This is a genomic window from Kribbella sp. NPDC020701 (assembly GCF_055562215.1).
The window spans coordinates 46365-56916 of sequence record NZ_JBVHFT010000010.1; the positions used below are offsets into that span (position 1 = coordinate 46365).

General features: G+C 67.8%; 12 protein-coding genes. 5 read left to right on the forward strand and 7 right to left on the reverse strand.

Features of this window, described 5'->3' with window-relative positions:
• Positions 1-9: 9 nt before the first annotated feature.
• The 3 genes from ACZ3HV_RS23825 to purD all read right to left on the reverse strand — a co-directional run bounded on the left by ACZ3HV_RS23825 (position 10) and on the right by purD (position 2911).
• Positions 10-918, reverse strand: a complete 909-nt coding sequence (locus ACZ3HV_RS23825; RefSeq protein ID WP_465687175.1) for a hypothetical protein — start codon at positions 916-918, stop codon at positions 10-12.
• Positions 915-1487, reverse strand: a complete 573-nt coding sequence (locus ACZ3HV_RS23830; RefSeq protein ID WP_465687176.1) for an RNA polymerase sigma factor — start codon at positions 1485-1487, stop codon at positions 915-917. Before ACZ3HV_RS23830 ends, ACZ3HV_RS23825 begins: the two co-directional genes overlap by 4 nt.
• Before the next feature lie 146 nt (positions 1488-1633).
• Positions 1634-2911 (reverse strand): phosphoribosylamine--glycine ligase, encoded by a 1278-nt coding sequence (purD, locus tag ACZ3HV_RS23835; RefSeq protein ID WP_360366229.1) that lies wholly within the window; start codon positions 2909-2911, stop codon positions 1634-1636.
• A gap of 77 nt (positions 2912-2988) precedes the next feature.
• On the opposite strand from purD, the gene ACZ3HV_RS23840 reads away from it, so the two are divergent.
• Genes ACZ3HV_RS23840 through ACZ3HV_RS23850 form a run of 3 tightly spaced genes read left to right on the forward strand, consistent with a single transcriptional unit; the run spans position 2989 to position 6213 of the window.
• Positions 2989-3942 carry a carbohydrate ABC transporter permease gene (locus tag ACZ3HV_RS23840; protein ID WP_465687177.1) on the forward strand — a complete coding sequence of 318 codons (954 nt, stop codon included), beginning with the start codon at positions 2989-2991 and terminating at the stop codon, positions 3940-3942.
• Entirely contained in the window at positions 3939-4781 is an 843-nt protein-coding gene (locus tag ACZ3HV_RS23845; RefSeq protein WP_465687178.1) for a carbohydrate ABC transporter permease, read from the forward strand. The genes ACZ3HV_RS23840 and ACZ3HV_RS23845 overlap by 4 nt, the downstream gene beginning before the upstream one ends.
• 22 nt (positions 4782-4803) lie before the next feature.
• Positions 4804-6213, forward strand: a complete 1410-nt coding sequence (locus tag ACZ3HV_RS23850; RefSeq protein WP_465687179.1) for an ABC transporter substrate-binding protein — start codon at positions 4804-4806, stop codon at positions 6211-6213.
• A 55-nt stretch (positions 6214-6268) separates the two neighbouring features.
• Here ACZ3HV_RS23850 and ACZ3HV_RS23855 read toward each other — a convergent pair whose 3' ends face one another.
• Entirely contained in the window at positions 6269-6868 is a 600-nt protein-coding gene (locus tag ACZ3HV_RS23855; RefSeq protein ID WP_465687180.1) for a hypothetical protein, read from the reverse strand.
• A gap of 189 nt (positions 6869-7057) precedes the next feature.
• On the opposite strand from ACZ3HV_RS23855, the gene ACZ3HV_RS23860 reads away from it, so the two are divergent.
• The gene (locus ACZ3HV_RS23860) at positions 7058-7909 is read left to right on the forward strand and encodes an SMP-30/gluconolactonase/LRE family protein (RefSeq protein ID WP_465687181.1); all 852 of its coding nucleotides are present in this window, start codon (positions 7058-7060) and stop codon (positions 7907-7909) included.
• 77 nt (positions 7910-7986) lie between these two features.
• On the opposite strand, the gene ACZ3HV_RS23865 is transcribed toward ACZ3HV_RS23860, so the two are convergent.
• The 3 genes from ACZ3HV_RS23865 to ACZ3HV_RS23875 are packed head-to-tail and all read right to left on the reverse strand — an operon-like array spanning position 7987 to position 9950.
• Entirely contained in the window at positions 7987-8301 is a 315-nt protein-coding gene (locus ACZ3HV_RS23865; protein WP_465687182.1) for a hypothetical protein, read from the reverse strand.
• 3 nt (positions 8302-8304) lie between these two features.
• Positions 8305-9054 (reverse strand): hypothetical protein, encoded by a 750-nt coding sequence (locus ACZ3HV_RS23870; RefSeq protein WP_465687183.1) that lies wholly within the window; start codon positions 9052-9054, stop codon positions 8305-8307.
• 32 nt (positions 9055-9086) lie between these two features.
• The gene (locus ACZ3HV_RS23875; RefSeq protein ID WP_465687184.1) at positions 9087-9950 is read right to left on the reverse strand and encodes an alpha/beta fold hydrolase; all 864 of its coding nucleotides are present in this window, start codon (positions 9948-9950) and stop codon (positions 9087-9089) included.
• A gap of 159 nt (positions 9951-10109) precedes the next feature.
• Between ACZ3HV_RS23875 and ACZ3HV_RS23880 the strand changes: the two genes are divergently transcribed.
• Entirely contained in the window at positions 10110-10481 is a 372-nt protein-coding gene (locus ACZ3HV_RS23880; RefSeq protein ID WP_465687185.1) for an FKBP-type peptidyl-prolyl cis-trans isomerase, read from the forward strand.
• The last annotated feature ends 71 nt before the right edge of the window (positions 10482-10552 follow it).

Sequence of the window (10552 nt, forward strand, 5' to 3'; positions counted from 1 at the left end):
TGGTCAGCCTCAGCCTGGATGGTCGTCCCAGGCGACCATCCGGAGGCAGTGCGTGGTCGTTTTCGGCTTGGGCGGGATCCAGTAGGCCAGCTCGCCTTGGGGATCGACGTAGCACTTGGACCTGGCTGTGGTCCGCTCACCGACGGTCGCGGCACTCGTGTACACGAGCTTGCCGCTGGCGTCGTACCCGCGGGTGATGTACGGCAACGGCGTACTGGGCGGGCCGTCCACGTTCATCTCCAGCGGTCGCACGGGAGCGTAGAAGTAGCCGTCCCGCAGGATCGCCTCGACCGGCTCACCACCGTGCGGAGTGACGGTGATCCGGCGGATCGATTTCAGGTACAGGCCCGTACCCATTCCGCTCGGGTCGACCACGCCGTACATCGGCTGCCCCGCGGATGCCTCCATGCCGGTGACGAATTTGCCGTTCTGATCGAAGCCACAGGCGAACCACTCGCCCACGAAATACTTGACCAGCCACTGCGTCGCAGCGGTGTCGCCGGGCGGGTTCGCGTACCGGAAACCGTCGATGATCTCCGCCGTCGACGTCGGCGGCTTCGCACTCTGAGGCGTCGGACGCCCAGGCTGCGCTCTACCGATGTTCTTCGGCTGCGTCAGCTCGGGAGCGCACTTGGGTTCGAGCGCGAGCCGTTCCGCGTCGCTCAAGGGCGTGAGCTGCGAGGTCGCGAGAGCGCCGCCGACCGGTGGCTGGTCCGTGCCCGGGCGCAGAGCAGGTACGGCGATCGCCGCGCCGGCGACCAGGACGATCGCGGCGGCCGCCGCCAGGGGCACGAGCCGGCGGCGCGTGGGGCTGGTGACCGACTCGTGGTCGACGATGGCGATCAGCTCGTCGCGCTGCCGGTTGCGGGCTGACGGGCGAAGGTCGCGGTCCGGCGGGAGGGTGGGCACAGTGTTCATGGTCGGGTCTCCAGAACCGAAGGAAGGTTGAGCTCACGCAAGCGCTTGCGGGCACGGGACAGGCGCGACTTCACGGTCCCGATCGGAACGTCCAGCGCCACCGCCGCGGCGGATTGGTCGAGACCGCCCCAGACGCAGAGCTCGACGATCTCGCGCTCGTGCCGGGGCAGCCGTTTCAGCGACTCGCGCGCCGCCCGGATCCGCTGATCGTCGGCGATCCGGCCGACCACCTCCTCGGCGTGGTCGTCGATCTCGCTCGGCAGCAGGTGGGCGGCGGCCAGGGCCCGGCGGTAGCGCTGTTTGGAGCGCCACTCGTTGCGGGCTGTGTAGTCGGCGGTGCGCAGCAGCCAAGGGAGGGCGGAGTCGCGGTCGAGCACGACCTCGGACCGCCGTCGCCAGGCATGCAGGAACACCGCCGAGGTCAAGTCCTCGGCATCGCTCCAGGACGCTGTCCGCCGGTGCAGGAAGTTGTAGATCGCGCGAGCATGCCGGTCGTAGAGCTGGGCGAAGGCGTCCGAGTCACCCGCCGACACCCGGTCCCACAGGTCGGCGTCCGTACTGGCTGACACGATCCCCCTGCCCCTCAGAGCCTGTACGGCGCTCACCCGGCAGATTCCGTCTCGGCGTTACGCATGGGCTTTCCTTCCGGCACATCACGAATGGCTTGTACTCCTGATGTGTCGGACCGAGCGCGCGGGTTCCCGCGGGTTTCGCGTCAGACGGTGATTTCTCCGCGAGCCGCCTTGAGGGCGATGTCGGTGCGGTGCTGGGAGCCCTTGATCCGGATCTGACCCACGGCCGCGTACGCGCGCTGCCGGGCCTCGTCGAGGTCCTTGCCGGTCGCGCTGACCGCCAGCACCCGGCCGCCCGAGGTCACGAGCTCGTCGCCGTCGAGCGCCGTACCCGCGTGGAAGACCCGGACGGTGTCGTCCTCGGCCTGGTCGACGCCGCTGATCACGTCACCGCTGCGCGGGCTGGCCGGGTACTTCTTCGCGGCCACCACGACCGCCACCGAGGCGGCGCTCCGCCAGCACAGTGGCCCGTGATCGGCCAGCTTGCCGGTCGCGGCGGCGTACAGCAGGCCGCCGAGCGGGTTCTTGAGCAACGGCAGCAGCGCCTGGGTCTCCGGGTCGCCGAAGCGGCAGTTGAACTCGATCACGCGGATGCCACGAGAGGTCAGCGCGAGACCGGCGTACAGCAGGCCGCTGAACGGCGTGCCGCGGTGGTGCAGCTCGTCGACCGTCGGCTGGAGCACCTTCTCGGTGATCTCGGCGACCAGGTCGTCCGGTGCCCAGGGCAACGGTGTGTACGCGCCCATGCCGCCGGTGTTCGGGCCCTCGTCGTTGTCGCCGAGGCGCTTGAAATCCTGCGCGGGCTGCATCGGCAGCACCGTCGTACCGTCGGTGATCGCGAACAGCGACACCTCGGGCCCGTCGAGGAACTCCTCGATCAGGACCTGCTCGCAGCCGGCCGCGTGCGCCAGCGCCTCGTCCCGGTCGGAGGTGACCACGACGCCCTTCCCCGCGGCCAGGCCGTCGTCCTTCACGACGTACGGCGGCCCGAAGGCGTCGATCGCCTCCGCCGCCTGCTCGGGTGTCGTACACACGTAGGCCCGGCCGGTCGGCACGCTCGCCGCGGCCATCACGTCCTTGGCGAACGCCTTCGAGCCCTCGATCTGCGCGGCCGCGTGGGACGGCCCGAAGACCGCGATCCCGGCGTCGCGGAGCGGATCGGCCAGCCCGGCCACGAGCGGCGCCTCGGGTCCGACCACGACCAGGTCGGCACCGAGCTCCTTGGCCAGCGCGACGACCGCATCGTGGTCGGAAATGTCCACCGAACGGCAAACGATCGTTTGCCCGTCGTACGCCGGGCGCAACACGGCGATGCCAGGGTTACCCGGGGCCGCGACGACCTGCTCGACCTCAGGGTCCTGGGCCAGTGCCCAGACCAGTGCATGTTCGCGGCCGCCTGAGCCGATCACCAAGACCTTCACGGGCCATCAGCCTAGCGTGCTCCGGGCTGGACGGCCCCCGGCGGTGGTAAGACTGCGCATTGACTGGAGGTAAACGTTTGACTACAAGTACCGTACCGGCACGCGCCGGCAGCCGCCCCACGGCCCCAGCTCCGCACTCCACCCGTCGTCGTCACACGCCCGCGTCGCTGCTGTCCTGGCTGATGCTGGTGCCCTGCCTGGTGATTTTCGCGCTCTTCATCGTCTGGCCGCTCGGCAAGTCCGTGTCGCTGTCGCTGCACGGCTCCGACCTGTTCGGCCGCCCGGACGCGTTCGTCGGGCTGCAGCATTACCGCGACCTGCTCGGCTCCGGTGAGTTCCGGCACATCCTCTGGGTGACGTTCGCGTTCGTACTGCTCACCGTGATCCCCGGCGTCCTCGGCGCCCTGGTGATCGTGTTGCTGCTCGAGCAGCACATCAAGGGCATCCGGATCTTCCGGACCGCGTTCGCGCTGCCGTTCGCGTTCTCGGTCGCCAGTGCGTCGGTCATCTTCGCCACCATCTACAACCCGGCGATCGGGCTCGCGAACGGCCTGCTCGGGCGGTTCGGGGTGGACCGGATCGGCTGGCTGACCGACCCGTCCTGGGCGCTGATCAGTGTCTCGATCACCACGGTCTGGATGAGCATCGGCTACAACGTGCTGGTCCTGTCCGCGGGCATCGGCGCGATCCCGACGGAGCTCAACGAGGCGGCGACGCTGGACGGTGCCGGCGGCTGGCGGGCGTCGCGGTACATCACGATCCCGCTGCTCGGCCCGCAGTTGTTCTTCCTCATCGTGATCTCGACCATCCAGTCGCTGCAGGGCTTCGGCCAGATCAAGATCCTCACACCCGAAGGCGGTCCGGAGCAGTCCACCAAGACGCTCGTCTACTCGATCTACCACACCGCCTTCGCGAACAACGCCAGCGACTTCGGCGCCGCGTCGGCCCAGGCGATCGTGCTGCTGGTGATCCTGCTGATCTGTACAGCGGTCCAGTTCGGCGTCCTGGAGAGGCGGGTGCACTACAAGTGAGGGTTGGACGTGTTGTCACGTACGTCGTCCTGATCGGGGCCGCTCTGCTGGTGATCTTCCCGGTGTACTACGTCATCGCCGGGTCGGTGATGTCGCCCGGACAGATCTCGTCGTACCCGCCGGATCTCTTCCCGCACGGGCTCTTCACCGGCAACTACAAGGGCGCTTCTTCGTCGGGGACCCCAATCGGGCAGCAGTACCTGAACTCGATCGTGCAGACCTCGGTGATCACCTTGTCCCAGCTGATCACCAGCGTGCTGGCGGCGTACGCGTTCGTCTTCATGAAGATGTGGGGACGGACGGTGCTGTTCGGTCTGTTCCTGGCCACGCTGATGGTGCCGTGGGAGTCGATCGTGCTGCCGAACTACCTGACCATCACCGGCTGGTCGCTCGGCGGCGAACGACTCACGGCGTCGTACGCCGGGACGATGATCGCACTGGTACTGCCGTTCCTGGCGAACGCGTTCGGGGTGTTCCTGCTGCGGCAGTCGTTCCTGCAGTTCCCTGTCGAGCTGCGCGATGCGGCCACGATCGACGGCTGCGGGCACTGGCGGTTCCTGCGCCGGATCCTGCTGCCGCTGAACAAACCGGCCCTGATGGCGGTCGGTCTGTACGTGTTCCTGGCCGCCTGGAACCAGTTCTTCTGGCCGTTGCTGATCGGCGACTCGGCGTCCCGCCGGACCCTGCAGATCGGCATCAGCCAGCTCAATGACGCGGAGGCGGCCGACCCGGGACTGATCCTGGCCGGCGTCACCCTGTCCATCCTGCCCACGCTGGCCATCGTGATCTTCGGCCAGCGCTTCATCGTCCGCGGGCTGACCGCGGGCGCGATTCGTTGATCCTTCGAGAGAGGTGACTGTGATGCGATCCGTCCGACAACGACGTACGGCGGTCGGTGCTTCCCTGCTGGCGGTGCTCGCTCTGGTGGCGGCCGGCTGTGGCGGCAGCAGCAATGACTCCGGCTCGTCCGGCGGCGGCCAGGACGTGCCCGGCGCGGACGCGCTGGACAAGGCGACCGGGGTCACCAAGATCACCTTCTGGCACGGTATGAAGGGCGCCAACGGCGCGGCCGTCGACAAGCTGGTGAAGGCGTTCAACGCCGCGCACGCCGGCAAGATCGAGGTGACCGCGGTCTTCCAGGGCGACTACGACGACACGATCACGAAGTACAAAACCTCGGTGCAGCAGGGCAACACGCCCTCGGTCGTGCAGATCTACGACATCGGGTCGCGGTTCATGATCGACTCCAAGCAGACCGTGCCGGTGCAGAAGTTCGCCGACAAGGACAGCTACTCGCTGGACTCGATCGAGCCGAACATCGCGAACTACTACTCGATCGACTCCCAGCTGAACTCGATGCCGTTCAACACGTCGATGCCGCTGCTGTACATCAACAAGGAGGCCTTCGTGAAGGCCGGCCTCGACCCGTCGAAGCCGCCGACCACCCTCGACGAGATCATGGCGGCCGCGAAGAAGCTGACCGTCAAGCAGGGCGGGAAGACCGTCCAGTACGGCTTCAACGCGGCGATCTACGGCTGGTTCATGGAGCAGCTGATCGCCCAGTCCGGTACGACGTACTGCGACAACGACAACGGCCGCAAGGACCTCGCCACCAAGGTGGACTTCGACGGCGAGCAGGGCGTCAAGGTGGCCACCTGGTACCAGCAGATGGTCAAGCAGGGCCTGATGCCGAACACCGGTAAGAAGACCGACGACGCGCAGGCCGTGTTCAAGTCCGGTACATCGGCGATGCACCTGGAGTCGACCGGTGCGCTGCGCGGCTACCTGGACGCGGCGAAGGGCAAGTTCACGGTACTCACGGCGCCGTTCCCGCACCTGACCTCGTCCGACTCCGGTGGTCCGATCATCGGTGGCGCGTCGCTGTGGATCGACGGCCCGGGTCACTCCGACGCCGAGAAGCGCGCGTCCTGGGAGTTCGTGAAGTTCGCGTCGTCGCCGGAGCAGCAGGCCGCCTGGCACACCGGCACTGGCTACTTCCCGATCAACTCCAAGGCCCTCGACGTCCCCGAGGACAAGGCCTGGGTGGCGCAGTACCCGCAGTTCACCACCGCGATCACGCAACTGCACAACACCAAGCCCACCAACGCCTCGTCCGGCTGCATCCTCGGCGTCATGCCCCAGGCCCGCAAGGCCGCCGAAGACGGCATCGAAAAGGCAGTCCTCGGCACCGACCCAGCCCAAGCCATGAAGGCCGCCGCCGACTCCATCAAGCCCCAAATAGACCAATACAACAAGACGGTCAAGAAGTAGTTCGAACTACCGACAGCCGCCCGGAGAACACCGCTTCGGGCGGCTGTGGTTTGTCTCAACTGACCGTGGGTCGGGTCTTGCGGGCGTCGGCTGCGGCGAGGGCGGCCCGCATGGCGTCCCGCACCTCGGGTTCCCAGGGGCCGGTGGCGGTCAGTGGGATCTCGGTCATGAAGCGCCGGTCGGGCTCGGGGATCCGGGCGACGACGAGATCGGGGTCGCTGGCCACGGTCGCGTACAGGTTCGGGCCGTCGGCGCCGAACAGGTCTATGGCCACGAGTCGCCCATCCGTGGCGCGCATGATGTTGTCCGGGTTGTCATCCAGCTCAGGTCCGAACCAGGGCAGCTCTCTCCGAGCCCGTTCATGGATACGGCGTACGACGTCAACGAGATCGGCAACCTCCGGCGCCCGCTCGGCGATCGCCCGGTGGAACGCGGCGGCCTCGTGCTCGGGGACGGGTCGGAGCCGTTCCATGATCTGGAGGTCGCCGCCACCAGTGAGACGACGGTGCGCGAACAGTTGCGGAACCTGCCGGGTGTGCGCGGCGTCGCGGTACAGGGCGACGGAATACACGCTGGCCGGATCGAACGGGCTGATCCGCGCCACGGCCGTACCGTCGGGCGAGCGGAGCGCGATCGCCCAGTCGCCGGCCCGCATCGGGTCCACCCGGCCGCGAGAAGCGTCTGCTCCGCGTCTCGGTGATCTGCCTGCGGCTCCAAGAGAGCGAGCGTCTCACGGTGGGGACCGCTCTCCTCCGGCATCACGGTGCCGAGCATAGCCAGAGACATCGCTGTCGATCTCGGTATTTCTCGTTCGTGTAGAGGTAAAGGCGGAAGGAGATGTGTGATGACTGAGGTGTTGGTGGAAGGGCTTGTGATCGGGGAGTCGGCTCGGTGGCGTGAGGGGCGGTTGTGGTGTTCGAACTGGGGGGCGCAGGAGGTGCTGGCGGTTGATGGGGATGGTCGGCGTGAGGTGATGGCTCGGGTGTCGACGACGCTGCCGTTCTCGATTGACTGGCTGCCGGATGGGCGGCTGGTCGTGGTGTCCGGGCCGGAGGGGCTGCTGCTTCGGCAGGAGGCGTCTGGTGAGTTGGTGGTGCACGCGGATCTTTCGGCGTACGGGCTGCTCAACGAGATCGTGGTCGACGGGCGCGGCAACGTCTACGTGAACGGTGGGTGCGACTTCCACCCCGGGGAGGGCGAGCGTCCCGGGTTCATCCTGCTGATCACCCCGGATGGTTCGGTACGCCGGGTGGCGGACGAACTCGCGTTCCCGAACGGCATGGTGATCACGCCCGACAACACGACCCTTGTCATCGCGGAGTCGTTCGCCGGCACGTTGACGGCGTACGACATCTCCGCGGACGGCTCACTGTCGAACCGCCGCGTCTGGGCCCCCCACACCGGCGACGGCATGGTGATGGACGCTGACGGTGCCATCTGGACGCCCGGCTGGGCGAACGACGCCCCCGCCTGCCTCCGCATCGCCGAAGGCGGCAAGATCCTCGAAACCGTCCCCCTGGAACACGCCGGCTTCGCCTGCACGCTCGGCGGTCCCGACGGCCGAACCCTCTACATCCTCACCGCCGACTGGCACATGCAGGAGTCCTTCGAATCCAACCTCGACCGCCTCCTGACCTCCCGAACCGGCCGCATCCTGACGCACCCGGCGCCGGCCCAATCCGCCGGCCACCCATAATCCAGCCACCCGCGACCCGGCCCGCCCCTGACCTGACCGACCGCGATCCGCGGCACGCACGATCGGGCCGGCCGTGATCAGTCGCTCCGATGGGTTCCCGGGGTCTGTCGAGGACGGGTGTGCGCCCATGCTGCGGCGGCGAGCCACACGACGCCGCCGGACACCAGGCCGACCGTGGCGCCTGTCCCCACAGCATTGAGGAAGTAGCCGATCAACGCGCCGAGCGCCGACCCGATCAGCAGCGCCATTACCAGCAAGAACGTGGCGTCGCCTCCGTACCCGAGGTCGCGGAGACGCTTGCGCAGGGGAACCCCGCGATCCATGAGGATCAAGAGCTGCGCACTGACGAGGACCGCCAGTACGACGAGCAGTAGGTAGGCGATCGCTCCCACGGGTCAGTAGTGCCAGTAGTTGCGGCCGTCGGCGTTCCAGGGGACGGGGACTGTGGTGCGGTTGGTGAAGGCCATGCCTAGACCCTTGGCGATCTCGACGGTGCGGGAGAGCTGGAGGGCGTAGGGGTGGTTGTTGTCGTCCCACCACTGTTCGAACTGGGTGATACAGGTCTGGCCGGAGTAGTACGGGTTGGAGCAGGGATGCGGCGGGAGCCACTTCTGCAGATGACGGAAGTTGACCGTGGTGGAGCCGTTCGGCGGCTTGATGGTTCCGGACGCGTCCAGGCAGTAGCCGGCCGCGGGGATGTTCCACTTCACGTAGTGCTGCCGCCCGCCGCCTGACGGGATGTCCGTCAGGTTGGCGCAGTTCGCGTCGCCGATCTTCTCGGACACGACCCGCTGGACCTGCGTGAGCGGCCGGCCCGCGCCGTCGTTGTACCCGTCGAGCAGCACCCACTCGCCGTCGTGGACGAAGTGCTCTGCAGACTTCGGCGGCCAGGTCTTCGGATCGCCCCAGGAGATGTCGGCCTCAGTAGCGCTCAACGGCGTCCACGCCCACTGTCCGGCCGCGGTCTGCCCGGCAAAGTACTGCCCGGCCGACCGCTCGAACATCAGCGAGTACTGCCCGTAGTTCTCGGCCGCCGACACACTCGGCTCCCTCGTACTCGCGTCCGACGTCCGCGGAGCGACGACGGCAACGGCCGCGGCCACCACGGCAGCCACAGTGGAAGCTACGGCGAGTTTCTTGAGCACAGAGTGTGACGCTAGTCCTCAAGGGGTGCAGGTCAGCGGTCGAGCACCTCCCGGAGCTTCGCCGCGAACTCCTCCGGCTTGCCGGGCTGACCGTATTCGTTGCCGAGGAAGCCACCGTGGTTACTCGGGAAGACGACCGGCTCGAGATCGAGGCGAGCAGCAGCCGCCTTGCCACCACGACCGGCCAACTGATTCCCGGACTCCTCGCCGACCGCGATGACGATCCGGTCCCTGGCCTTGCCGAGAGCATCGAAATCCGGCAGGCACGACGTACAGCCTCGAAGATTCTGCCCGAGCAGAGCGTCCGTGCGGGACCCGTCGTCCTCGGTCGGCAGGCCGAACATGGCCGGATCAGGCGCCGGCTGCTGGGTGTAGTCGGCCGGGATCTCGCCGTCGTACCCCACGATCGCGATGAACTTGGCCATCCCGGCGCCCATGCCGTCGCGCTGATAGGTGTCGTAGATATCCGCGACCGCGGCCAGCGCGGACTCGCTGTCCGGCAGGATCCCGGCCAATGGCGGCTCGTGCGCGACCAGGGTGCTGATCAGATCGGGCCGTTGCGCTGTCAGGGCCAGCGCATTCACCGCGCCGCCGCTGCTGGCGAAGAGGTCGACCGGGCCGGCGTCGAGAGTCTCGATCAGCGCGATCAGGTCGGCGGCATGGTCGTCCGGCGTCAGCTCGGTCAGCTCACCGCTGCGGACACTCCGCTCCACACCGCGCGGGTCGTACGTGACGACGGTCCGGTCGGCGAAGTGTGAGGCCAGGGTCGGGAAGCCGCTCGCACCCATCGGTGAACCGATCATCAGCAGCACCGGCCGGTGGGCGAGATCGCCGCGGACGTCGTACGTCAGCGTGGCTCCGGGAACGTCGATCGTATGGGTGACGGGCTCGGCCATGACAGCTCCTCTGATCCGGCCCATCCCCCTAGGCTGGGCTCGTGACCGTGAGCCTAGACCGGCTCCAGGCGCACCGAACAGGTCCTCATCCGGCATTTACCCGGAACTCTCCGCGCACCACCTTGCGACCTCGAGCAGGCGATCTGCTTAGCTGGGGGTATGACTGACAAGCCTGAGATCGACTTTCCGGATGGACCGCCGCCGGCGGATCTGGAGATCACCGACATCACCGTGGGTGACGGCGACGAGGCCAAGGCCGGGTCGCGGGTGAACGTGCACTACGTGGGCGTGGCCCACTCGACCGGCGAGGAGTTCGACGCGTCGTACAACCGGGGTGCGCCGCTGGCCTTCCAGCTCGGCGTCGGCCAGGTCATCCAGGGCTGGGACACCGGCGTGCAGGGGATGAAGGTCGGCGGCCGGCGCCAGCTGGTCATCCCGCCGCACCTCGGGTACGGCGACCGCGGCGCCGGCAACGCCATCAAGCCGGGCGAAACCCTCATCTTCGTGGTCGACCTGATCAGCGTCAGCTGAGGTAGATCCAGCCGCTGTCCCGGGCCCCCGCGATCCGCCACAATGGCGGACATCGCGGGGGTCCTTCGCGT